Raw genomic sequence first — 22,644 nt, 5'->3', positions numbered from 1 at the left:
GATCGATGTCATGCGGCGATCATGCACCCGGGACGCTTGAAGGGCAAGACAGTGTTCACACTGTGAAACGGAGACGGTGCGAAACGGAGGCAGGGCGAATCGGAGCCCGGGCGGATCAGCTGCAGCGGCGCAGCACCAGGCGCCCGCCCGGCGCGACACCGCCGGCGGCGCGGCGCAGGATCGCGGAGCGGGACAGGGGCTGGGTCCGAGCGGGGGTGTCAGTCGACCACGCCGAAGAGGCGGTCGCCTGCATCGCCCAGACCGGGGACGATGTAGCCCTTCTCGTTGAGCTTCTCGTCGATCGCGGCGGTGACGATGGTGAGGTCGATGGACGGATCCACCGCTTCCTGCATGGCCTTCAGCCCCTCCGGGGCGGCCAGCAGGGTCACGCACGTGATGTCCCGGGCGCCCCGCTCGTGGATGTACTCGCACGCGGCGATCAGGGTGTGGCCGGTGGCCAGCATCGGGTCCAGCACGAAGCACTGGCGGCCGGAGAGGTCCTCGGGCAGGCGGTTGGCGTAGGTGGTGACCTCGAGGGTCTGCTCGTTGCGCACCATGCCCAGGAAGCCCACCTCGGCGGTGGGCAGCAGGCGGGTGAGCCCGTCCAGCATGCCCAGGCCCGCGCGCAGGATCGGCACCACCATGGGCTTGGGACGGGACAGCTTGGTGCCGGTCATCTCGGTCACCGGGGTCTCGATCTGCACCGGGGCCACGGCCACGTTGCGGGTGGCCTCGTAGGCCAGCAGCGTCACCAGTTCGTCGGCGAGCTGGCGGAACACGGAGGAGTGCGTGGAGCGGTCGCGCAGCACCGTCAGTTTGTGGGCGACGAGCGGGTGGTCGATCTCGAGGACGCGCATGGCCCCGAATCTACCGGAGGCCTGGGGGATGCGAGGACGCGGAGGGTCCTCAAGCGGCAGCGGATCCGAGGTACCGGTGACATATGTGAGGGGACAGTGGTGACAGAGCGCTCTGCCCGGACGGCCGCAGTCGCGGAAGAGTGATTCCCGTACGGACGAACGACGCCCCCTGAGAGGAAGGGAAGACGATGACCACCCCCACCACGAAGACCGCCCCGAGCGCCCGCCCTGCCCCCGCCTTCGACGGCCTGCGCACCGCCGGTCTGCTGACCACGATCGTGCTGGCCGCGCTGATCATGGCCGCCACCGCCGTCGATGCCGTTCGCTCCGGCATGCTGCAGCTCGGTGAGGGGCCCGTGACCGATGCGATCCCGGCCTCCTTCTACGGTGCGGCCGTGCTTCCGGATCTGCTCGTCCACAACGTCGGCTGGGTGATCGCCCTGGGCGTGCTGATGATCCTCGGTGCCGGAGCGGCGCTGACCCGCTCGATCCGCAGCTGATCGGGACCGACGGTCGCTGGCGGCGCGGGGCTCCTGCAGACGGCGGGGTCTCGCGCCGCGCTGTTGAGCGATCAGACACCACCGTCGGACCTACCGAGAACCCGCCGCGGGTATGTTGATTGAGTGATCATCTACAACACCATCATGGCCATCGCCGCGGGCGCCGGCCTGCTCACTCTGGTCCTCTTCCTGCGGGAACTGCTGGGCATGCGCAGGCCCGCGGCCGACGGCGCCCTCCGCCCCGTCGCCTACGACGGCTGGGCCCTCAGCTTCGGCGTGCTGGCCGCCGTGCTCATCACCACCGGCCTGCACATGACCCTGGTGTGGCCGCTGGAGGAGCTCCCCTTCGACAACATCATCTTCGGCGAGCCCGCCCTGGCCTTCGGCCTGCTGATGGCCGCACTGGCCTTCTTCCTGTGGCGCCGCCGCGACGAGCTGCGCGCCTCCACCAACCCCCTGCGGGACTTCTTCGAGACACTGCGCCCGCTCACCCCGTTCATCGTGGGCATGGGCCTGGCCTGCATCGCCATCCTGTTCGTGGGTAACATCTACACCCTGTTCGCCGCCCCCGAGTGGGAGCCGATCTCCGGCTACTTCGCCAAGTGGCCCTGGTTCGAGGCCGCGATCATCTCCGGCCTGTACGGGATCATCGGCATCGCCGCGGCGCTGTTCCCCTTCGCCATGCACGGCGTGGTCGACGCCAATGCGCACCGCTACCCCCATGTGGTGACCCAGGCCTCCTCCACGGGCAAGCGCGCCGCCGGTGCCCATGCGACCGACGCCGACGGCGCTGCGGATCGTGAGTCCGACGCCGAGGCCGCGCGTGCCGCGGCTGCGACCGAGCAGGCCGTCGTGCCGGGCCTGGCCAAGCTCGTGGTGGCTCTCCTTGTAACGGCGGGCCTGTTCCTGCTGCTGTTCGGTGCGCTGAACTACTACACCCATGTGGGAATGATCGTGAACGAGCTCGAGTTGGGCATGCGCCCCTGACCTGCTGTGCCCTTCCTGCTGCGGTGCCCCATCGGATGCGTCCGGTGGGGCACCGCCCTTCGTCGCCCAGTTCCCGCGGGTGTGCATTCCGCAGTTGACCAGATCGGTTGACCAGGGTGGTTCGAGCTTTTAGCCTTGGAGGATGAGGGTCCAGGGTGGGGCAGTGCAGAAGGGGGCAACGGAGAGTTCCGGTGCCACGGCAGATCACGATGCCCCTCGCGTGGTGAAGGTGCAGGACGCGAAGACGCAGCTGTCTGCACTGCTGCGGGAGGTGGAGAGCGGTGCCGAGGTGACGATCGCCCGGGGGGACCGGCAGGTCGCCCGCCTGGCACCGCTGCGCTCTGATCTGGAGGCCCGTCCCTTCGGGTTCATCTCCTACACACTCCCCGAGAGCTTCTTCGACGAGCTGCCGGAGGATGAGCTCACGGCGTGGGAGGCGTGAGTGGAGCTGCTGGTCGATACCCATGTGCTGATTTGGGGGTTGTCGCAGCCGGAGCGACTCTCCTCCGCGGCCACGGAGGTTCTTGCCGACCCCGATGTCGTCGTCCTGGTCAGCGCGGCAACGGCGTGGGAGCTGGCCACGAAGGTGCGCATTGGCAAGCTGCCCGGCGGTGAGCACCTCGTCCTGGACTACGTCCGCAACCTCGAACGGTGGTTGGCGCGAGAGCTTCCCGTGAGCAGTGCAGACTCCCTCCTGGCAGGCACCATGGCGTGGGCGCACCGTGATCCGTTCGACCGCATGCTCGCGTCTCAAGCGCTGCGCAGGGGATGCCCTCTGGTCAGCTCGGACCGCATGTTCGACCAGGTCAGCGGACTGCGACGGATCTGGTGAGTGCCCTGGTCGCTGTGCGCGATGCGGGTTAGCAGCGACAGTGCGCTCCACGAACCGGGACAATGAGCCCGTGACCGACGACGACCTGATGGGCCTGGCGATCGACGAGGCCCGCGCCGCTGCCGCACGCGAGCCCGCCGACGTCCCCATCGGCGCGCTCGTGCTGGGACCGGGCGGTGAGGTGCTGGCCGCAGCCGGCAACCGCCGGGAGGCCGATGAGGACCCGACGGCTCACGCCGAGATCCTGGCCCTGCGGGAGGCCGCCCGGGCGACCGGGCGATGGAACCTCACCGGCTGCACACTCGTGGTCACCCTCGAGCCGTGCACCATGTGTGCGGGTGCGATCGTGCTCGCCCGTATCCAGCGCGTGGTCATCGGGGCGATGGACCCGAAGGCCGGGGCCGCCGGATCCCTCTACGACCTGCTGCGCGAGCCCCGGCTGAACCACCGCGCCGAGGTCACCGTGGGCGTGCGAGGGCAGGAGTGCGGTGACCTGCTGCGGGATTTCTTCCGCGCGCGGCGCAAGCGCTGACTGCGGGCACGCGCACGCCGATGACGGTCAGGAGCACAGCGCACCCGCCGGAATCGCGCATGCCGTCGGCATCGCGAACGCCGGTGGCGAGGGGACCGTCCTCGTTCATGGCCGCTCCTGGTGGATGGGCGCGACTGGTCGGGCCGGCGGAGCCAGCGTGAGCCCCTGGCGTCCGCTGGTCAAGGGGTGCACACTTCCTCCATGGACATCATCCTGCTGCCCGGGCTGTGGCTCGACGGCTCCGTCTGGGAGCCCGTGCTGGGACCGCTGCGCGAAGCCCTGCACCGGCCCTTCCCCCTCACCCTGCCCGGCCAGGGTGCCGCCACACCCGGCGCGGCCCCCGCGGCGGCAGCCGCCGGCCTCGACGACCAGCTCGAGGCTGCCCTCGCCCCGATCGACGCCGCCGACGACCGGGTGCTGGTAGTGGGGCACTCCGCGGCCTCCACCCTCGCCTGGATGGTGGCGGACCGCCGTGTGGACGACGTCGCCGCGGTGGTGATGATCGGCGGCATGCCCGCTCCCGAAGGAGAGGCCTACGCGGGCTTCGCCCCGGTCTCGGACGGCGTCAGCGTCTTCCCCGGCTGGGAGGCATTCGCGGGGCCGGACAGCGACGACCTCGACGCCGGGGCCCGCGCCTGGCTCGAGGCCCGCATGCACCCTGTGCCCGAGTCCGTCACCCGCGCCCCCGTGCACTACACCGACCCGCGTCGACACGAGGTGCCGGTGGCGATGGTGTGCCCCGAGTACTCGCCCGAGGATGCCCGTCAGTGGCTGGCCGCCGGCGATCTGCCCGAGCTCGAGCCAGTGCGGGACCTGCGCTTCGTGGATCTCGACAGCGGGCACTGGCCGATGGCGAGCGCACCCCGGCAGCTGGCCGGGGTCATCGCCGGGGTCGCCGCTGACCTCGGATGATGGGCCTGCTCAGTCCCGCGCCGGGCCGAGGCCGACGCGCTCGCGGCAGGCCTGAGCGGGGGCGGCGAGCCGCCCGCGCAGAAGCGGTCGATCCCGGACATCCGGCACGGATCGCAACGGCCGGTCGTTATCCTGCGGCAATGACCGACCGTGACCCCCGCGACCTCCTGGACCTCTCGACCTTCCCCGCTGCCGAGCCGATCCCGCCGTCCTCCGACTACGTGGATCAGCTCGAGGCGCAGACCCGCACGGCGATGCGCACCCGTCGTCACGCGGGCTCCGAGCACACCGGCGCCCCCGCCCAGCTGCACGACGCGCTCGAGGCAGAGGTCGAGGCCGTCCACGGCGAACTGGTCGAGCTGATGCTGGACCTGTACGAGCACCCCGAGGTCGCCTTCGCGGAGGTGCGGTCCAGCAGGGCCATCGTCGAGGTGCTGCGCAAGCACGGCATCGAGGCCGAGCTGGGCGCCCACGGCGTCGAGACCGCCATCCGCGCCGAGATCCGCGGGGCCGCCGCGTCCGATGCGGAAGGCGCCACCGGGGCCGAGAGTGACGCGGCTGCCGCGCCCGGCGCCCCCACCCTCGCGGTGCTCTCCGAGTACGACGCCCTGCCGGTCGTCGGCCACGGCTGCGGCCACAACGTGATCGCCGTGATGGGTCTGGGGGCGTTCCTGGCCCTCGCGGCGCTGGCGAAGAAGGACCCGTCGGCCGTGCCCGGTCGCATCGTCTACCTGGGCACCCCCGCTGAGGAGGGCCACTCCGGCAAGGAGGTCATGGCCGCCGGCGGCGCGTGGGACGACATCGACATGGCCGTGATGGCCCACCCCTTCAGCCACGATGTGGCCGACACCGCCTGGCTGGGCCGCCGCACCCTCACCGTCGAGTTCCACGGCCGCACCGCCCACGCCTCCGCCCAGCCCTTCATGGGCCGCAACGCGCTGGACGCCGCGAGCCTGATGTACCAGGGGATCGGACTACTTCGCCAGCAGATCCCGCCGTCGGACCGCGTGCACGCCGTGATCCGCGAGGGCGGCGACCGGGCCAGCGTGATTCCCGACCTGGCCCGACTGGACCTGTACGTGCGGTCCCTGGCCCCCGAGACGCTGCGCGACCTGTCCCGGCGCATCGAGGACGTGGCCCGCGGCGCCGCCCTGATGACCAGCTGCGGCGTCACCGTCACCTGGGACAAGCAGCCCCCGTCCCTGCCGGTGCGCACCAACACCACCCTCACCGGGCGCTGGGTGGAGGCCCAGCGGCGCCGCGGCCGCGACCCGCTGCCCCGCGGCGTGGTCTCCGAGACCCTCGCCGCCTCCACCGACTTCGGCAACGTCAGCTTCCGCCTGCCCGGCATCCACCCGATGATCCGCATCGCCGACCCCGACACGGCCCTGCACACCCGCGAGTTCGCGAAGGCCGCCACCTCGGACCTGGCCCGCAGCGCCGCGGCCGACGGTGCCTACGGCCTGGCCGCGACCCTGCTGGACGTGCTGCACGACCCCGCTCTCTCAAAGGCCGTCACCGAGGAGTTCGAGGAGGCCGGCGGCGCGATCGACGTGCCCGGCTACTTCGACTGAACACACCCGGCCGGTGCCGCCGGCGTCGTACCATTCCCTGCCGGCCCACCCCGGGCCGACGGTTCCCCCCATCCCCGACCCATCCCATCCCCCAGGAGAACCTATGAGCACGGCGACCACCCAGCCGTCCGGCCCCCGCGGGCTCGGCGACCGGCTCCTCAACGGTGTCGAGAGGCTCGGCAACAAGCTGCCCGAGCCCTTCATGCTGTTCCTCGTGCTGTTCCTGATCACGGGCCTGGTGTCCACCGGCATGGCGCTCGCCGACGTCTCGGTCACCGTGCCCGGCACGGATGAGCCTACGGTCATCAAGGGCCTGTTCACCGGGGAGGGCCTGACCTGGCTCACCTCGAGCCTGGGGGAGAACTACGTCGGGTTCCCGCCGCTGAAGACCGTGCTGCCGATCCTGCTCGCGATCGGCATCGCCGAGCACTCCGGCATGCTCTCGGCCGCGGTGCGCAAGCTGTTCGGCTCCTCCCCGGCCTGGCTGCTGCCGTACGTGGTGGGCCTGGTGGGCGTTGTCAGCTCGATCATGGCCGACTCCGCCTTCGTGGTGGTGCCCCCGCTGGCCGCGCTGGTGTTCAAGGCAGCCGGCCGTCATCCCGTGGCCGGCCTGCTGGGCGGCTTCGCCGCAGCCGGTGCGGGCTACTCCACCAACCTGTTCCCCACCAGCTTGGACGCGCTGTTCGCCGGCATCACCACCTCCGTGATGGGCGCCCTGCCCGGCTACGAGTTCGATCCGGTGAACCCGGTCTCGAACTGGTGGTTCAACATCGCCTCCTCGATCGTGCTGGGCATCGTGGCCGGCTTCATCATCGACCGCATCCTGGAGCCGCGCATCGTCCGTGAGGGCATCCCGCGCGACGAGATCGCCACCGACTCCGACGCCACCGATCGTGCCGACGCCGAGCAGATGCGCGCCGAGCTCGACCCGAAGGAGAACAGGGGCCTGCTGATCGCGGTGCTGGCGGCCGTGGTGCTCACCGCGGTGCTGCTGGTGGCGGTGCTGCCCTCCGGCTCGCCGTGGCGCAACGAGGAGGGCGGCTTCCTGCCGAAGTCCCCGCTGCTGGACTCCATCGTGTTCATCGTGTTCATCTACTTCGTGGTGGTCGGCGCGATCTACGGCTGGGTGGTGGGCACCCTGCGCACCACCAAGGATGCCGTCGCGATGATGACCAACGCGCTGAAGGACATGCTCCCGTTCCTGGTGCTGGCGTTCATCCTGGGCCAGTTCATCGCCCTGTTCAACTGGTCCGGCATCGGCTCCTGGATCGCCGTCACCGGCGCCGCGGGCCTGGAGAGCGCGAACCTGACCGGCTTCCCCGCGATCGTCGGCTTCATGCTGCTGGCGAGCTTCCTGAACCTGTTCATCATCTCGGGCTCCTCGATGTGGGCGATCATGGCCGCGGTGTTCGTGCCGATGTTCGCGCTGATCGGCTACGAGCCCGCCTTCACCCAGGCCGCGTTCCGCGTGGGCGACTCCGCCACCCAGGTGATCACCCCGATGAACCCGTACATGATCGTGCTGCTGGGCATGCTGCGCCGCTACCAGCCCGATGCCGGCTTCGGCACCCTGATGGCCCGCATGCTGCCCTTCGTGGTGCCGTTCTGGATCTTCTGGGCCGCGATCCTGGCGGTCTTCTTCTACCTGGACATTCCTCTGGGGCCGGGCAACGGCATCTTCATCGGCTGATCCCGCAGGCGGGACGCGGCTGATCCCGCAGGCGGCACGCGGCTGATCCCGCAGGCGGGGAGGCCGCCGGTCGCCCCGCCCCCGGCGCTCAGATCCAGCCGTGCCTGCGGGCGATGGCCACGGCCTCGTGCCGGTTCGACGCCTGCAGCTTCGCCTGCGCGTTGGAGAGGTAGTTGCGCACCGTGCCCTCGGCCAGATGCGCGCGCCGGGCGATCTGGTCGATGCTGGCGCCGTCGGCCGCGTACTCCAGCACGTCCGATTCACGCGGCGTGAGCGGGGAGTCGCCGGAGGAGATGGTCTCCGCGGCCAGCTCCGGATCGATCGCCCGCCTGCCCGCGGCGACCGCCCGCACCGCCTCCGCCAGCTGGGGCGCCGAGGTGGTCTTGGGCAGGAACCCCAGGATCCCCTGCTCGAGGGCCCGCTTGAGGTAGCCGGGGCGGGCGTGGGAGGTGAGGATCATGCACCGTGTGGCGGGGGAGTGCTCCGCGATGGCCGCGCAGATCTCCAGGCCGTCCCCGTCGGGCAGCTGCAGGTCCACCACGGCGACGTCCGGGGTGTGCTCCGAGGTGGCGCGGATGCCCTCGGCTGCCGAGGACGCCTGGGCGACGACGTCGATGTCCTCCTCCAGGCTCAGCATGGTGGCCAGGGCCGAGCGGATCAGGTTCTCGTCGTCGATCAGCACCACGCGCAGCGGGCTGTCGGGGGTGGTCGGGGTGCTGGGAGTCATCGGGGTCCTCCATCGGACGGGGTGGGTGCGGTCTCGGCCGGGTCGATGGTGCCGGGGGTCGATGCGGTGCCGGTCCCGGGCGCGAAGTGCAGGGCCAGCGTGAAGGACTCGCCCTCCCGACGCGCGCTGAGGGCACGCGCGGGGCCGATGCGCTCACGCAGGCCGCGCAGACCGGTGCCCTCGGTGACGGGCCGGGCATTCTCCGTGACGGGGCGGGGGCTCTCCGTGACGGGCTGGGCACCTTCCGTGACGGGCTGGCCCCCATCGGCCGCAACGGCCAAAGCGCCGTCGTTGGTGACGGTCAGCCCGCCGGCCCCCAGTTCGATGGTGACCGCGGTGGCGTCGGCATGGCGCAGCAGGTTGGTGCCGGCCTCCCGCAGCACCCAGGTGGCGGCCTCCGCATGCTCGGCGGGGACGTCCTGCACCTCGCCGCGCAGATGCGTGCGGATCCCCGCCGAGCGCAGCAGCGACAGAGTGCCCTGCAGCTCAGAGGCGAGGTCCACGTCGCGGTAGCCGCGCACCAGGGCGCGCACGTCGGCCAGGGAGGAGCGGGCCATCGCGGAGATGGACCTGGCGTGCTCGGCGGCGCGCGGGTCACCGCGCTCGGCCAGCTGGGTGACCAGCTCCGCGGTCACCGCGATCGAGGAGAGGTCCCTGCCCATCACGTCGTGCAGGTCGCGGCTGAAGCGCAGGCGCTCCTCGGCCAGTGCGAGCAGGCCCTCCATCTGCCGGGCGCGGTCGATGCCGTCCACCAGCTCCAGCAGCCACAGGGAGCTGCGCAGACCGATGACGATCGCCAGCATGAACGATCCGATCGGGGCGGCGACGGGCAAGGGGAGCCCGGCCAGCACGGCGATGCCGGTCAGGGCTGCAGCGGAGAGGATCGCGGTCCACCAGCGCAGCACCATGTGCACGGTGACCAGACCCGACAGAACGGTGATCAGGTTGATCATCACCATGGGGTCCTGCTCGTCGGGCGCCGCGGGAGAGATCGCGCGCGCCAGCAGCATCACCAGGGCCACCACTGCGGGCGCGGCCGCGGCCACATGCGCCCGCCGGGGCAGCGGCCGATCGCGCAGACCGTCGCGCCAGCGCACCAGCCACCACGCAGCCGCGGCGGTGGAGAGGGCCGTCTGCAGCACGAAAAGGGCGGCGGACAAGGGGTGGTCAGGCAGATCGGGGGGCTCCACCCAGCTGACGAACAGGGCGAACACCGGCATGCCTGCGACCAGGACCAGCGCCGAGGTCGCGGTGTACCAGAAGAACACCGAAGACGGGCGGGAGGCGGTGGTCATGGGTCGATCCTTCCATGGCGGTGACGGCGTGCGTCGTGGGGGAGCGGGTCGGCGAGGTTCGTTTGTCATACCCCCTCCGTAGCGTGGTTCACATCGATCGACGTCGACGTCGGAAGGGAGGGGAGCGCAGTGCCAGTGCATCGCTGGGAGAACGGCCGGCTGGTCGAGGAGCCGCGCCGCGCTCCACGTGGGCGTCGGGTCCGCGGCGTCCCCGACGAGCCCCGGGCCCCGCGCGCGAGGGTGACAGCGCGCCAGCCCCTGACCACCGACTCCCTGGCCGACAGGCTCGGCATCGACCCTGATTCGGCGCAGGCATCGGCGGCGGGCCGCCTGATCGCGCAGGAGCGCCGGAGGTCCGTCGAGCACGCCCGGCTGCTGCGCGAGATCGCGCCGATGTGGACGGAGCCGGAGCCGGGCGAGCCACCGGGGGAGCGCGAGGAAGCAGGCCTCCTGGTGGGGATCGCCCTGCGCACCACCAGGGACAAGGCCAGTTCCCTGCTGCGCGCCGCCCGCACCGCGGTCGATCAGCTGCCCCGGCTGCTCGCTTGCCTGGAGAGCGGCGATCTCCCGGTGGAATGGTTCGATCGGATACTGCGCACCGTCCGGGACTTCACACCCCAGCAGAAGGCGCAGGTCGACGCGCGGGTCTCTGAATGGGACCTCGCCTCCATCCCCGTCGCACGGTTCCGTCGCGAGCTGCGACTGCTGGCTGCATGGCTGGTCCGCGAGGGCGAGGGGGTCGCCCGCCCTCAGGATCTGCGGGATGTCGCCCTGGAGCGGTCCCCCATCGACGATGGCACCGCCTGCCTGCGCATCACCGGCCCGGTCCCGGAGATCCTCGCGCTCGCGCGCCGCCTGGACAACGGCGCCCGCGCCGTGCAGAACGCACAGCGGAAGGCCCTGGCCGCCGGTGCACCGATCCCCTTCGACATCGATGGCGCCGCCGACGAATCCGGCAGCCCCCTGAGCCTGGCACAGCTGCGCTACGCGATCCTCACCCGCAGCGTGCTGGACACCGGCGGGGTCGAGGTCCCCGCGCCGCGATTCCGGATGCAGGTGACCGTCCCGTTCCTGACACTGCTCGGTCATTCCGACACCCCGGCAGTGCTGGACGGCCTCACCCCGATCCCGGCGGAGATGGCCAGGCGGCTGGCTGCGGGCGAGCCCGTCTGGCACCGCATCCTCACCGATCCGGTCGACGGCCGGTACCTGCCCATCGAGGCGACCACGTACCGTCCCGCCACGGGAATGCTCGAACACCTGCGCCTGCAGCACCCGGTGTGCGCCGTTCCCGGCTGCACCCGCCCCACGCTCGATGCCAGCGAGGCCGACCACATCCAGGAGTACGACCACGCCGATCCTGAGAACGGCGGGGCCACCTGCGTGGAGAACCTGCACCTGCTGTGCTTCACCCATCATCGCCTCAAGACGGAAGGCCTGATCGACCCGGTTCGCGGTCCCGATGGCACCACCCACTGGGAACTGCGCGGCAGCGGCCTGCGGGTGTCGATCTGCCCGAATCGGGATCTGCTCACCCCGGTGATGGCCCAGGCGCTCCAGGAGTCCTGGGAGGCGTACCGCACCGATCTGCAGATGGCGGCCGCCCTCCGCAGCGGGCTGCTGGATGAACCCGAGGAGGACTGCGGGCCGGACTGCACCGATCCGCACGAGGGCACAGGGATGAGGTCTTGCACGCCGCCGCCCTTCTGAGCGGCGGGTGCGCACCGGCCGCATCCTCGTGCCGCCGTGCACCCGGAGGTCAGCCACGGGGCTCCCAGCGGAAGTGGCTGCGCACGAACAGGATGCCGAGGACCAGCCACACCAGCAGGATCCCGGTCTGCTGGGTGGTCTGCGTCCACACCTCGGCGGTGCTCAGCGCAGCGCCCTCGGCATCGATACCCAGCCAGCCCAGGCGCACCAACGCGGTGATCGGGGCCGAGGGCACCAGCGCGACCAGTCGGCCGAACCAGTCCGGCATCATCTGCAGCGGGATCGCGGCCCCCGCCCCGATCACCAGCACCGCCATCAGGGGCAGGCAGGTCACCTGGGCGGCCTCCACGGTGCGCGTCATGTTCGCCGTGGCCAGCGCCAGCGGCACCATCACCGCCGCCCCCAGCACCAGGCCGATCGCAAGCACCCCGGGACGAGCGGGAAGGGGCAGGTCCAGCAGCGGAGCGGCGATCGCACCCATCACACCGATCATCACGAAGGCGATCAGCAGGGCCGGCACCGCCGTGGCGATCAGCACCGTCGCATCGGAGGCCTCACCGGTGCGCAGGCGCTTCAGGACCAGGTCCTGCCGGCGGGCCACGTACGAGCTGAGCAGGTTGTAGTAGACGACGAACAGCAGCGCCACCACGAACATGGTGCCCAGGCCCGAGGCCATCGCCTCTCGGGTGCCGCCCTGGCGCGCCAGCGGCAGGTAGAGGAACGGCACCGACAGGGGCAGCAGCAGCGCGGTGACCAGCTGCATGCGATTGCGCAGCAGCAGCGTCAGCTCCGCGCGGGCCAGGCCCAGCAGGCGGGGGGCGCGGCGGGGGCTCGTCGCTCGGGACCGGGCGGTGGCGGCCTGCTGGGCCGTCGGCGTGGACGGGGTGGTCGCGGGGTCGAGGGTGGGGGTGCTCATGGGGACTGTTCCTTCTGGAGGTGGGACCGCCTGCGGGTGCGCTGACCGCACAGGCGTGGGGGCGGCGGGATGTCAGGCGGCCGGGGTCTCGCCGGGTTCCAAGCCGGATCCGGCGATCTCGAGGAACACGGACTCCAGGCTCGCGGCGCGGGCGTCGAGACCGGACAGCTCCACGCCCTGCTCGCGGCTCCAGCTGAGCAGGGCCAGCAGGTCATCCTCGAGACGGTCGGTGGTGATCTCCAGCCGGCCCTTGCGGTCGCGGGTGCTGGAGCCATGGATCACGGGCAGAGCGGGGACGTCGGCCGGGGCGTCGATCGGCAGGGTCGCGCGGATGGTCGCAGGGTGGCCGGCCACCACCTCCTCGACGGTGCCGCGTCGCACGATACGTCCGCGATGCATGATCGCCAGCTCGTCGGCGAGGGTCTCGGCCTCATCGAGGTAGTGCGTAGTCAGCACGATCGTGGTTCCGTTCTCCTTGAGTGCCCGGATCAGCTCCCAGGCGCGGGCGCGTGACTCGGGGTCCAGCCCGGTGGTGGGCTCGTCCAGGAACAGCAGCTCGGGTTCGCCGGCGATGGCGCAGGCCAGGTCCAGGCGGCGCACCTCCCCTCCGGAGAGGGAGGAGATGCGGGTCCAGGCGCGGTCGGCGAGGTCCACCTGCGCCAGCACCTCGCTCACCGGGCGCGGGGCCGACAGCGTGGAGGTCCACATGCGCAGTGCCTCCGCCGTGGTGAGATCGGTGGGGAACCCGCCGGTCTGCAGCATCAGGCCCTGGCGGGGGCGCACATGGCGGCGGTCCCGGTACGGGTCCAGGCCGAACACGCTCGCGGTGCCGCCGGTGGGCCGGGCCAGGCCCTCCAGCACCTCGAGGGTCGAGGTCTTGCCGGCGCCGTTGGTGCCCAGCAGGGCGAACAGCTCGCCGCGGCGGATCTCGAGGTCGATCCCGGCCACGGCCAGATGGCTGTCGCGGCCCCGGCCGTAGCGGCGCTCGAGGCCCTCGACGCGGATCACCGTCTCCCGCGGTGCGGCGGTGCCGGAGGTCGAGCCATGGATGCCATGGACAGTGGCGTCCTGCGCGGTGGTGAGGTCCCGTGCGGTCGTCGTGGCAGTCATGTCAGCGCCCTCCCTTCAGCTGCTCGGCGTAGCCTTCGGTGGCGAAGCCGGCCGCGAGGCGCGCCGCCAGGATCACGGCCACGATCACTCCGCCCACGACGCAGGCCAGCACGGGGGGCTGCACGGCGATGGCGACGGCCAGCACGATCACGATGTTGATCGCGATCGCGAACACTTCGCGGCCCAGCGTCGCCGAGGGGCGGAACCCCATGACATCGCCCAGCACGCCGCGATCGGCGGTGGGACTGGTGCGTGCGGGGCGAGTGGACTCCCGGGCGGTCGGTGTGGCGGTCGAGGTGGCCGGTGTGGGGGTCGAGGTGGCCGGTGTGCAGCCGGAACCGCGCGCCCGGGTCGAGGTGGTGAGGCTCATCTTCGTCGTGTTCATGGCCCCTACTCTTCCGAGCCGCGCACCTCTCCAGTAGGGCGCTGTTTCACCAGCTCATGTGCGTTTCTCACGACCCGGCGATGAGAGATGTCATGGATGGGCGCGGCTCCGGTGCCGCATTGGTCCCCACCCCCTCTGTCCGGTTATTGGGATATTTGTCCACAGACTGGTCAGGTGCGGTCAGGGGCGTTTCCCGGATCTACAGTGGGGCGATCGACCCGCCCGGTCATCCTCCCGATCATCCCGTCACGACCTGCCGAGGAGTTCCGATGGCAGCCGCTCCGTCGCCCACCGACGACTCCCGCGCCGGCCGGGACTCCGACACGGCCCGGCAGGCCGATGCCGCCCGGGCCACCGTCGTCGCCGAGGACGTCTCCAAGGTCTTCTTCTCCGGCTCCGACCCGGTGTGGGCGCTCGAGGACTTCTCCCTGACCCTGGAGCCGGGCTCCTTCACCTGCGTCGTGGGCCCCTCCGGCTGCGGCAAGTCCACCTTCCTGCGGATCGTGGGCGGGCTCGAGGAGCGCACCGTCGGCACCGTGGAGGTCACCGGAGCCGAGCACCCCATCCCCTCGGCCTTCGTGTTCCAGGAGCACGGCGTGTTCCCCTGGATGACGGTGCGGGAGAACATCACCTTCGGCCTGCGCATGATGGGCACGTCTCGCGCCGAGCGCGACCGGATCGCGGAGGACTGGCTGCGGCGTGTGCGCCTGCAGGACTTCGCCCGCTCCTACCCCCACCAGCTCTCCGGCGGCATGCGCCAGCGCGTGGCGATCGCCCGCGCCTTCGCCACCGGCAGCCCCCTGCTGCTGATGGACGAGCCGCTGGGCGCCCTGGACGCCCAGACCCGCATGCTGATGCAGGAGGAGCTGGTCACGCTGTGGGAGCAGGAGCGCAAGACGGTCCTGATGGTCACCCACGACATCGACGAGGCACTCATCCTGGGCGACCGGGTGATCGTGATGACCCCCCGCCCCGGCCGCCTCAAGGAGGACATCGAGGTGCCGTTCGCCCGCCCCCGCTCGATCGGCGTGGAGGCCACCCCTGAGTTCACCCGCCTGCGCTCCCACATCTGGGAGTCGCTGCGTGAGGACGCCCTGGCCGGCGGCGCCGGCACGAAGGAGGCCACCGCATGAGCGCCTCCCACGAGCAGGCCCCTGCCCGCAGTCCGCAGGCTGACACCGCTGACGCGGCACTCAGCCGGCGCGAGGAGCGCACGCTGGAGGCCGCGCAGGCCCAGCGCAGGCATGCCCGAGCGCTCAGCACCCGCGATCTCGTCCTGTCCATCAGCGCCCCCATCGTGCTGGTGCTGCTGTGGGAGATCAGTGCCCGTGCCCTCATCATCGACCCGCGCTTCTTCCCGCCCCCCAGCCGGATCCTCACCGCCGGCATCGAGATGGCCCGCAGCGGCGAGCTGTGGATGCACACCGGCCCCACCCTGATGCGCCTGCTGGTGGGCGGGGGACTGGGTGCGATCAGCGGCATCGCCGTCGGACTGCTCATGGGCTCCTCCCGCGCCCTGAACGCAGCGCTGGGGCCGCTGTTCTCCGCGCTGTACCCGCTGCCCAAGATCGCGATCTTCCCGATCCTGCTGATGATCTTCGGTCCCACCGAGCTGCCCAAGATCATCGCCGTGTTCATCACCACGTTCTTCGTCATGCAGATCGCCGCGGTCTCCGGCGTGTGGGCGATCGACAAGAAGCTGCTGGAGGCCGGCACGGCCTACGGCGCCACCGGCTTCGACCGGTTCCGCTTCGTGGTGCTGCCCGGCGCGATGCCCTTTGTGTTCTCCGGGCTGCGCACAGCGACCGGCACCGCCGTGGTGGTGGTGACCGCCGTCGAGTTCACCGGAGCTTCCACCACCGGTCTGGGCTACCTGATCTGGAACTCCTGGCAGCTGTTCCTGCCGGAGAAGCTGTACGTGGGCCTGGTGGTGATCGGCATCATCGGCGCCGTGCTCACCTCGCTCATCGTCCACTCCGAGAAGCTGCTGCTGCCCTGGCGCCGCACTCGCTGACCCCGACCTATCCCCGCACTGCCGCACCCCCATTCCCCGCCCCGATGAAGGAGCACCCCATGCGACGCCGCACCATCCTCTCCCTCCTGCCCGCCGGAGCCGCGGGCCTCACCCTGGCCGCCTGCGGCCCCGCCGTCACCGGGGACTCCGGCAACGGCGGCGGCAACGGGGGCTCCGACGATGGTGGTGGCGGCGGTGCCGGCGGCACCGTGCGCGTGGGCCACCTGCCCTCGGCCCTGTTCACCCCGCTGTACGTGGCCGACGCCAAGGGCTTCTTCGAGGAGGAGGGCATCACCCTGGAGCTGGTGCCGCTGAAGTCCGGCCAGGACGGCATCCCCATGCTGTCCAACGACCAGCTCGACGTTATGGTCGCCGGCTTCAGCGCCGGCATGTTCAATGCCCTCAACCAGGGCCTGCAGTTCAAGATCGTGGGCTCCATGGGCATCTCCCCAGGCGACCCGAAGAACTCGCCCACCGCCCTGGAGGTGCGCCAGGAGCTGATCGACGACGGCTCCGTCAGCTCCGTCGCGGACCTCGAGGGCCGCAAGATCGCGGTGGCCGGTGGCCCCGGCGCCACCGGCGGCTACCTGCTCGCGGCGATGCTCGAGGAGGGCGGCCTCACCCTGAACGACGTCGAGGTCGTCAACCTCTCCACCCCCGACCAGGAGCCGGCCCTGACCAACGGCTCGGTGGACGCCGCCACCCCGTCGGCCCCCTTCTCCACCTCCATCGAGGAGGCCGGAGTGGGATCCCCGCTCGCGGTGCCCGCCCAGGGCGTGACCGGCACCGGTGTCACCTATTCCGAGACCTTCATCGGATCGGACCTTGCCCAGCCCTTCTTCACCGCCCTCACCAAGGGCGCGCAGGAGCTCTCCGACGACGGTCAGCAGTCCGACGAGGTCTACCAGATCCTCGTCGACACCCTGGGGCAGGACATCGAGGTGTTGAAGGCCTCCCCGATGTACTCCTACCTGCCGGACCTCGCGCCGCAGCCCGACCAGCTGGAGAACATGCAGCAGGTGTGGATCGAGGCCGGGCAGATCACCTCCAGCGAGCCGCTGGACGTGTCCACGATCGTCGATGCGAGCTTCGCCGAGGGCAGCGGCGCCTGAGCGCACCCCCGCTGCTGTGTGAGCTGCGACATCACCGCGAGGCTCGCCGGCCGCGAATATGTCGCTGGATGAACGCGCGCTACCGGCCGGGGAGCACCCGATGATTCACTGCCGTGGTGATCACTCTGGACGGCCTCACCAAGGTCTTCCCCGCGCCCAGCGGGGGAGACCCCGTCGTCGCGCTGGGCGGGATCGACCTGCACATCGGGAAGGGATCGATCCACGGCATCGTGGGTCGCTCAGGGGCCGGGAAGTCCACCCTGATCCGCTGCCTGACCGGACTGGAGAAGCCCACCTCGGGCCGCGTGGAGATCGACGGCACGGACATCGCTGCGCTGGAAGGGGCCGCCCTGCGCGCGGCTCGACGCGAAATCGGCATGGTGTTCCAGCAGGCCAACCTGCTGGACTCCCGCACCGCCGCCAAGAACATCGCGCACCCGCTGGAGATCATCGGGATGCCCGCCGCGCGCCGTGCCGAGCGCGTCGCCGAGCTGGTCTCCCTGGTGGGCCTGGAGGGCCGCGAGAACAATCACCCCGCCCAGCTCTCCGGCGGGCAGATCCAGCGGGTGGGCATCGCCCGCGGCCTCGCCGCCGAGCCCAAGGTGCTGCTGTGCGATGAGCCCACCAGCGCCCTGGACCCCTCGACCACCCGGCAGATCCTCCAGCTGATCCGCGACCTGCGCTCACGGCTGGGCATCACGGTCGTGATCATCACGCACGAGATGAGCGTGGTGCGGGAGGTGTGCGACGAGGTGACGCTGCTGGAGAACGGCACGGTGGCGCAGTCCGGGAGCCTGCTGGAGGTGGCCAGCGACCCCACCGGCCCGCTGGCCTCGGAGCTGATCCCCCTGCCTCCGGCCCCCACCGGTGTGGACGACGTGATGGTGGACTGCGACTACGGGGGCAACTCCCGGATGCGCACCACGCAGGACCTCATCGACCTTGCCGCCACCTACGGCACCCGCGCCACCATCGTGGCCGGCACCATCGAGACCATCGCCGGCGTGCAGGTGGGGCGCGTGCAGCTGGCCCTGCGCAACCACGACGGCACACCGATCACCCGGCCCGGGCTGCAGCAGTTCCTGACCGATCTGCGCGAGGCCGGCGTGGTGGCAACGGAGGCACGCCGATGACCGAGATCCTCACCAACCCGGTGTTCACCACCTGGGACTCGAACTTCAGCCTGTGGTCCAACACCCTGATCACCCTGTACATGACCGCCGGGACGATGCTGCTGAGCACCCTGGTGGGGGTACCGCTGGGGGTCGCCCTGTTCGAGACCTCCCGCTCGCCCCACGGCCTCACCCGCTGGATCAACCGCGTGGTGGGCTTCGCCGTGAACGTGGGCCGCTCCTTCCCGTTCATCATCCTGATCATCGCCCTGATCCCCGTGACGCGCTTCGTGGTGGGCCGGGTGACCGGCCCCAACGCCGCCATGTTCGCCCTGACCATCTCGGCGATCCCGTTCCTTGCCCGGCTGATCGAGATCAACCTGCAGGAGGTCGCCGCCGGGAAGATCGAGGCGGTGCGGATGATGGGCGCCACCCGCTTCCAGGTGATCCGCCAGGTGCTGCTGCCCGAGGCGCTGCCCGGCATCATCGGGTCCCTCACCACCACCGCGATCGCCGTGATCGGCTACACCGCCATGGCCGGCGCCGTCGGCGGGAAGGGCCTGGGCGACCTCGCCATACGCATGGGCTACCAGAGCTACGACAACGTGGTGATGATCGCGACCGTGGTGATTCTGGTGCTGATCGTGATCGCCCTGCAGAGTGCGGGCACGGCACTGGCGCGCGCCGTCGACCACCGTGCCGTGAGCCGGTGACGACATGACGGCGACGACATGAAGCGGTGACCCGACAGGGCCCTGCCCCGCCCGCCCCACCTGCACGCCCCACCCCCCGCACGACCTGAGCGCTCCCGCCCCTCGCGCAGAGCGCACCCCGACCCCGACACACCCCACACAGGAGGACCCCATGACCCGCATCGACCGCCGCACCCTGTTCGCCTCCTCGGCCGGCCTGGCAGCGCTGACCCTCTCCGCCTGCGGGGCGGGAGGCACCAGCTCCGACGGACCCACGGAGGAGGGCGGCGTCACCACCATCACCATCGGCGCCTCCCCGAAGCCCCACGCCGAGATCCTCCAGTACGTCCAGGACAACCTGGCCGCCGATGCCGGGCTCGAGCTGTCGATCACCCCGTACACCGACTACCAGATCCCCAACCAGGCCCTGAACGACGGCGAGATCGACGCCAACTTCTACCAGACCCCCAACTTCCTCGAGCAGCAGGTCGAGGAGAAGGGCTACGAGTTCCACGCCTTCGAAGGCGTGCACATCGAGCCGATGGGCCTGTACTCCGAGTCGCTGAGCTCGCTGGACGACATCTCCGACGGCGCCGAGGTGGCCGTGGCCAACGACCCCGCCAACACCGGCCGCGGCCTGGCCCTGTTCGAGTCCGCCGGGCTGATCACGCTGACCGAGGGCGTGGACATCGTCTCCGCCACCCCCGCCGACATCGCCGAGAACCCCAAGAACCTGCGCTTCACCACCCTGGAGGCGGCACAGATCCCCCGCTCCCTGGGTGACTTCGCCGTCGGTGCCGTCAACGGCAACTACGCCCTGGAGGCCGGGCTCAACCCGAAGGAGGAGGCCCTGTTCCTCGAGCCGGGGGAGGACAGCCCCTACGCGAACCTCGTGGTGGTGCGCGAGGCCGACAAGGACAACGAGGCCCTGGTGAAGCTCGATGAGCTGCTGCACTCCGAGGAGGTCAAGCAGTTCATCCTGGACACCTACACCGACGGCTCCGTGATCCCCGCCTTCTGACCAGACCGGACCGGCCTTGACAGCCTGAGCGGGCGGCCCCCGGCGGGGGGGGGCCCCCCCCTTCCGCTCGCCCCGACCGGAACGGCCCGGATCACCTCTTCGCAGTGCTGGTCCCTTTTTGCGGCCCGCGGATCGTCCTACTGTGGAGGCACGGCATCGTCCAGCTCGCACCGTCGAGCACCGAGGAGGCACCATGTCCACCGTTCCGTCCTGGCCCGATGCGGCGCCGAAGGCTCCCAGTGACAATGAGCTCGAGTCGATCCACGCCTGGTGGCGCGCAGCCAACTACCTTTCGGTCGGCCAGATCTACCTGATGGCCAACCCGCTGCTGCGCGAGCCTCTGCAGCGCGAGCACGTGAAGCCGCGGCTGCTGGGGCACTGGGGCACCACGCCCGGGCTCACGTTCCTGTACGCCCATGCCAATCGCGCGATCCGTCAGCGCGGCCTGAAGGCCATGTACATCACCGGCCCCGGCCATGGCGGCCCCGGGCTGGTGGCGGCAAGCTATCTGGAGGGCACCTACTCCGAGGTGTACCCGGCAGTCGGCCAGGACGTGGACGGGCTGCGTCGCCTGTTCACCCAGTTCTCCTTCCCCGGCGGTATCCCCTCCCACGTGGCCCCGGAGACGCCGGGCTCGATCCATGAAGGCGGCGAACTGGGGTACGCCCTCTCCCACGCCTACGGGGCCATGATGGACCGGCCCGACGAGATCGCCTTCACCGTGGTCGGTGACGGCGAGGCCGAGACCGGCCCGCTGGCGACCTCGTGGCACTCCAACAAGTTCATCAACCCCCACACCGACGGGGTGGTGCTGCCGATCCTGCACCTGAACGGCTACAAGATCGCCAACCCCACGGTGCTGGCCCGCATCGGGGACGACGAGCTCGCCGACCTGATGCGAGGCTACGGTCATACGCCGCTGTTCTTCACCGGGGGTTTCGATGACGAGGACCCGATCCAGACGCACCGCCGTTTCGCCGAGGTGCTGGACGAGGCCCTTGACCAGATCGCCGCGATCAAGAAGCAGGCGGCCGAGGACGCGAAGGCGGGCAGGACCACTGAGCGACCTGCCTGGCCGATGATCGTCTTCCGCAGCCCGAAGGGGTGGACCGGGCCCAAGGAGATCGACGGGCACAAGACCGAGGGCTCCTGGCGCTCCCACCAGGTTCCCCTGGCCAGCGCACGCGACACCGATGAGCACCTGGCGGATCTGGACCGCTGGTTGCGCTCCTATGGGCCCGAGGAGCTTTTCGACGAGGACGGCGCCCTGCGAGCCGAGATCGCCGCGACGGCCCCGGAGGGCAGTCTGCGGATGTCGGCGAACCCTGCCACCAACGGCGGGGTGCTGCGCAAGGACCTCCGGCTGCCCGATTTCCGCGACTACACGGTGGATGTGCAGGCCCCGGGCGCGACGATCGCCGAGCCCACCCGGGTACTGGGCACCTGGCTGCGGGACGTGACCGCCCAGAACATGGAGACCTTCCGGATCTTCGGCCCGGACGAGACCGCCTCGAACCGGCTGCAGGCCGTCTACGAGGTGACCGACAAGCAGTGGAACGCGCAGTTCGAGGACCACGATCACACCGAGCACCTGGCCACCACGGGCCGGGTGATGGAGATGCTCTCAGAGCACCAGTGCCAGGGCTGGCTGGAGGGGTACCTGCTGACCGGCCGGCACGGACTGTTCTCCTCCTACGAGGCGTTCATCCACATCGTCGACTCGATGGTGAACCAGCACGCCAAGTGGCTGAAGATCACCAACGAGATCGAGTGGCGCGCCCCGATCTCCTCGCTCACCTACCTGCTGAGCTCGCACGTGTGGCGGCAGGACCACAACGGCTTCTCCCACCAGGACCCGGGCTTCATCGATCACATCGTCAACAAGAAGGCCGAGGTGGTCCGGGTGTACCTGCCGCCGGACGCCAACACGCTGCTGTCGACGATGGACCACTGCCTGCGCTCTAAGCAGTACGTCAACGTGGTGGTGGCCGGCAAACAGCCCAACCCTGTGTGGCTGAGCCGGGAGGACGCGATCACCCACTGCACCCGCGGTCTGGGCATCTGGGAATGGGCGGGCACCGAGGTGGCCGGCCAGGAGCCCGATGTGGTGCTCGCCTGCGCCGGGGACATCCCGACCATCGAGACCATGGCTGCCGCCAAGATCCTGCGGGAGAAGCTGCCGGACCTGAAGGTGCGAGTGGTCAACGTGGTGGACCTGATGCGCCTTCAGGACGACACGGAGCATCCGCACGGGCTGTCCCAGCGGGCCTTCGACGGGATCTTCGGGGAGGACATCCCGGTGGTGTTCGCCTACCACGGCTACCCGTGGCTGATCCATCGCCTGGCCTACCGCCACGACCGCCATGGCCGCATCCACGTGCGCGGCTACAAGGAGGAGGGCACCACCACCACCCCGTTCGACATGCTGATGCGCAACGACACCGACCGCTATCACCTGGTGATGGACGTGATTGACAGGGTGGAGGGGCTGGGCACCGCCCAGGCCCTGCTGCGCCAGGAGATGGAGGACGCCCGCGTGCGTGCCCGCGCCTACGCCTACACCCACGGTGCCGACGTCCCCGAAGTGGCCGACTGGCAGTGGGGCGACGGCGGCGACGCTACGACCGCAGCCCCGGGGGTGGCCGCTGAGACCGGTGGCGACAACG

The 22,644-nt window shown here is 70.6% G+C and carries 22 protein-coding genes; 16 read left to right on the top strand and 6 right to left on the bottom strand.

Annotated elements, in window-relative coordinates; translation table 11 throughout:
* Nucleotides 1–218: 218 nt before the first annotated feature.
* A complete protein-coding gene (gene upp, locus M3B01_RS05125; protein WP_193865681.1) occupies nt 219–857 on the bottom strand; it encodes a uracil phosphoribosyltransferase in 639 nt (212 codons plus the stop codon).
* Between the two features lie 188 nt (nt 858–1,045).
* On the opposite strand from upp, the gene M3B01_RS05120 reads away from it, so the two are divergent.
* The 8 genes from M3B01_RS05120 (at nt 1,046) to M3B01_RS05085 (ending at nt 7,884) form a co-directional block, all read left to right on the top strand.
* Entirely contained in the window at nt 1,046–1,357 is a 312-nt protein-coding gene (locus M3B01_RS05120; RefSeq protein ID WP_193865680.1) for a hypothetical protein, read from the top strand.
* 123 nt (nt 1,358–1,480) lie between these two features.
* Nucleotides 1,481–2,344, top strand: coding sequence for a DUF981 domain-containing protein (locus M3B01_RS05115; RefSeq protein WP_259789960.1), 864 nt, complete (start codon nt 1,481–1,483; stop codon nt 2,342–2,344).
* 142 nt (nt 2,345–2,486) lie between these two features.
* Complete coding sequence (locus M3B01_RS05110) at nt 2,487–2,786, top strand: type II toxin-antitoxin system Phd/YefM family antitoxin (RefSeq protein WP_193865678.1); 300 nt, start codon at nt 2,487–2,489, stop codon at nt 2,784–2,786.
* The gene (locus tag M3B01_RS05105) at nt 2,787–3,176 is read left to right on the top strand and encodes a type II toxin-antitoxin system VapC family toxin (RefSeq protein WP_193865677.1); all 390 of its coding nucleotides are present in this window, start codon (nt 2,787–2,789) and stop codon (nt 3,174–3,176) included.
* Between the two features lie 70 nt (nt 3,177–3,246).
* Complete coding sequence (locus tag M3B01_RS05100; protein ID WP_348981910.1) at nt 3,247–3,708, top strand: nucleoside deaminase; 462 nt, start codon at nt 3,247–3,249, stop codon at nt 3,706–3,708.
* 201 nt (nt 3,709–3,909) lie between these two features.
* Nucleotides 3,910–4,620 (top strand): alpha/beta fold hydrolase, encoded by a 711-nt coding sequence (locus M3B01_RS05095; RefSeq protein ID WP_193865676.1) that lies wholly within the window; start codon nt 3,910–3,912, stop codon nt 4,618–4,620.
* Nucleotides 4,621–4,760: 140 nt separating this feature from the next.
* Complete coding sequence (locus tag M3B01_RS05090; RefSeq protein WP_193865675.1) at nt 4,761–6,194, top strand: M20 family metallopeptidase; 1,434 nt, start codon at nt 4,761–4,763, stop codon at nt 6,192–6,194.
* 103 nt (nt 6,195–6,297) lie between these two features.
* On the top strand, nt 6,298–7,884 hold the full coding sequence (locus M3B01_RS05085) for an AbgT family transporter (protein WP_259789954.1): 1,587 nt from the start codon (nt 6,298–6,300) through the stop codon (nt 7,882–7,884).
* 88 nt (nt 7,885–7,972) lie between these two features.
* Here M3B01_RS05085 and M3B01_RS05080 read toward each other — a convergent pair whose 3' ends face one another.
* Both M3B01_RS05080 and M3B01_RS05075 read right to left on the bottom strand, forming a co-directional pair.
* Nucleotides 7,973–8,611: a response regulator transcription factor gene (locus M3B01_RS05080; protein ID WP_259789952.1), complete on the bottom strand. Its 639-nt coding sequence runs from the start codon at nt 8,609–8,611 to the stop codon at nt 7,973–7,975.
* On the bottom strand, nt 8,608–9,906 hold the full coding sequence (locus M3B01_RS05075) for a sensor histidine kinase (protein ID WP_259789951.1): 1,299 nt from the start codon (nt 9,904–9,906) through the stop codon (nt 8,608–8,610). Before M3B01_RS05075 ends, M3B01_RS05080 begins: the two co-directional genes overlap by 4 nt.
* A gap of 129 nt (nt 9,907–10,035) precedes the next feature.
* Between M3B01_RS05075 and M3B01_RS05070 the strand changes: the two genes are divergently transcribed.
* The gene (locus tag M3B01_RS05070) at nt 10,036–11,616 is read left to right on the top strand and encodes an HNH endonuclease signature motif containing protein (protein ID WP_259789949.1); all 1,581 of its coding nucleotides are present in this window, start codon (nt 10,036–10,038) and stop codon (nt 11,614–11,616) included.
* A gap of 49 nt (nt 11,617–11,665) precedes the next feature.
* Here M3B01_RS05070 and M3B01_RS05065 read toward each other — a convergent pair whose 3' ends face one another.
* The 3 genes from M3B01_RS05065 to M3B01_RS05055 all read right to left on the bottom strand — a co-directional run bounded on the left by M3B01_RS05065 (nt 11,666) and on the right by M3B01_RS05055 (nt 14,027).
* Entirely contained in the window at nt 11,666–12,532 is an 867-nt protein-coding gene (locus M3B01_RS05065; RefSeq protein WP_259789948.1) for an ABC transporter permease, read from the bottom strand.
* A gap of 72 nt (nt 12,533–12,604) precedes the next feature.
* A complete protein-coding gene (locus tag M3B01_RS05060; RefSeq protein WP_259789947.1) occupies nt 12,605–13,642 on the bottom strand; it encodes an ABC transporter ATP-binding protein in 1,038 nt (345 codons plus the stop codon).
* A gap of 1 nt (nt 13,643) precedes the next feature.
* On the bottom strand, nt 13,644–14,027 hold the full coding sequence (locus M3B01_RS05055; RefSeq protein ID WP_259789946.1) for a hypothetical protein: 384 nt from the start codon (nt 14,025–14,027) through the stop codon (nt 13,644–13,646).
* A gap of 269 nt (nt 14,028–14,296) precedes the next feature.
* Between M3B01_RS05055 and M3B01_RS05050 the strand changes: the two genes are divergently transcribed.
* From M3B01_RS05050 to M3B01_RS05020, 7 genes are all read left to right on the top strand, one after another.
* Nucleotides 14,297–15,160, top strand: a complete 864-nt coding sequence (locus M3B01_RS05050; RefSeq protein WP_259789943.1) for an ABC transporter ATP-binding protein — start codon at nt 14,297–14,299, stop codon at nt 15,158–15,160.
* Nucleotides 15,157–16,041, top strand: coding sequence for an ABC transporter permease (locus M3B01_RS05045; protein ID WP_259789941.1), 885 nt, complete (start codon nt 15,157–15,159; stop codon nt 16,039–16,041). The genes M3B01_RS05050 and M3B01_RS05045 overlap by 4 nt, the downstream gene beginning before the upstream one ends.
* 59 nt (nt 16,042–16,100) lie before the next feature.
* Nucleotides 16,101–17,153, top strand: coding sequence for an ABC transporter substrate-binding protein (locus M3B01_RS05040; RefSeq protein WP_259789939.1), 1,053 nt, complete (start codon nt 16,101–16,103; stop codon nt 17,151–17,153).
* Nucleotides 17,154–17,269: 116 nt separating this feature from the next.
* Nucleotides 17,270–18,286: a methionine ABC transporter ATP-binding protein gene (locus M3B01_RS05035; RefSeq protein ID WP_259789937.1), complete on the top strand. Its 1,017-nt coding sequence runs from the start codon at nt 17,270–17,272 to the stop codon at nt 18,284–18,286.
* Complete coding sequence (locus tag M3B01_RS05030) at nt 18,283–18,978, top strand: methionine ABC transporter permease (RefSeq protein ID WP_259789935.1); 696 nt, start codon at nt 18,283–18,285, stop codon at nt 18,976–18,978. The genes M3B01_RS05035 and M3B01_RS05030 overlap by 4 nt, the downstream gene beginning before the upstream one ends.
* Before the next feature lie 151 nt (nt 18,979–19,129).
* Nucleotides 19,130–19,978 (top strand): MetQ/NlpA family ABC transporter substrate-binding protein, encoded by an 849-nt coding sequence (locus tag M3B01_RS05025; RefSeq protein ID WP_259789934.1) that lies wholly within the window; start codon nt 19,130–19,132, stop codon nt 19,976–19,978.
* A 193-nt stretch (nt 19,979–20,171) separates the two neighbouring features.
* Nucleotides 20,172–22,644 (top strand): phosphoketolase (locus M3B01_RS05020; RefSeq protein WP_259789933.1); only part of this gene is annotated, 2,473 nt, incomplete at its 3' end.

This window comes from Brachybacterium sp. p3-SID957, assembly GCF_025144775.1.
GTDB lineage: Bacteria > Actinomycetota > Actinomycetes > Actinomycetales > Dermabacteraceae > Brachybacterium > Brachybacterium epidermidis.
The sequence above is the reverse complement of the archived record's forward strand: the minus strand, read 5'-3'. Positions and strand labels throughout refer to the sequence as shown.

What these genes read in the sequence shown, in the direction of transcription:
- upp (WP_193865681.1), bottom strand. Translation starts at nt 857, where the DNA reads ATGCGCGTCCTCGAGATCGACCACCCGCTCGTCGCCCACAAACTGACG.
- M3B01_RS05120 (WP_193865680.1), top strand. Translation starts at nt 1,046, where the DNA reads ATGACCACCCCCACCACGAAGACCGCCCCGAGCGCCCGCCCTGCCCCC.
- M3B01_RS05110 (WP_193865678.1), top strand. Translation starts at nt 2,487, where the DNA reads ATGAGGGTCCAGGGTGGGGCAGTGCAGAAGGGGGCAACGGAGAGTTCC.
- M3B01_RS05095 (WP_193865676.1), top strand. Translation starts at nt 3,910, where the DNA reads ATGGACATCATCCTGCTGCCCGGGCTGTGGCTCGACGGCTCCGTCTGG.
- M3B01_RS05090 (WP_193865675.1), top strand. Translation starts at nt 4,761, where the DNA reads ATGACCGACCGTGACCCCCGCGACCTCCTGGACCTCTCGACCTTCCCC.
- M3B01_RS05085 (WP_259789954.1), top strand. Translation starts at nt 6,298, where the DNA reads ATGAGCACGGCGACCACCCAGCCGTCCGGCCCCCGCGGGCTCGGCGAC.
- M3B01_RS05080 (WP_259789952.1), bottom strand. Translation starts at nt 8,611, where the DNA reads ATGACTCCCAGCACCCCGACCACCCCCGACAGCCCGCTGCGCGTGGTG.
- M3B01_RS05075 (WP_259789951.1), bottom strand. Translation starts at nt 9,906, where the DNA reads ATGACCACCGCCTCCCGCCCGTCTTCGGTGTTCTTCTGGTACACCGCG.
- M3B01_RS05065 (WP_259789948.1), bottom strand. Translation starts at nt 12,532, where the DNA reads ATGAGCACCCCCACCCTCGACCCCGCGACCACCCCGTCCACGCCGACG.
- M3B01_RS05060 (WP_259789947.1), bottom strand. Translation starts at nt 13,642, where the DNA reads ATGACTGCCACGACGACCGCACGGGACCTCACCACCGCGCAGGACGCC.
- M3B01_RS05055 (WP_259789946.1), bottom strand. Translation starts at nt 14,027, where the DNA reads ATGAACACGACGAAGATGAGCCTCACCACCTCGACCCGGGCGCGCGGT.
- M3B01_RS05050 (WP_259789943.1), top strand. Translation starts at nt 14,297, where the DNA reads ATGGCAGCCGCTCCGTCGCCCACCGACGACTCCCGCGCCGGCCGGGAC.
- M3B01_RS05045 (WP_259789941.1), top strand. Translation starts at nt 15,157, where the DNA reads ATGAGCGCCTCCCACGAGCAGGCCCCTGCCCGCAGTCCGCAGGCTGAC.
- M3B01_RS05040 (WP_259789939.1), top strand. Translation starts at nt 16,101, where the DNA reads ATGCGACGCCGCACCATCCTCTCCCTCCTGCCCGCCGGAGCCGCGGGC.
- M3B01_RS05030 (WP_259789935.1), top strand. Translation starts at nt 18,283, where the DNA reads ATGACCGAGATCCTCACCAACCCGGTGTTCACCACCTGGGACTCGAAC.
- M3B01_RS05025 (WP_259789934.1), top strand. Translation starts at nt 19,130, where the DNA reads ATGACCCGCATCGACCGCCGCACCCTGTTCGCCTCCTCGGCCGGCCTG.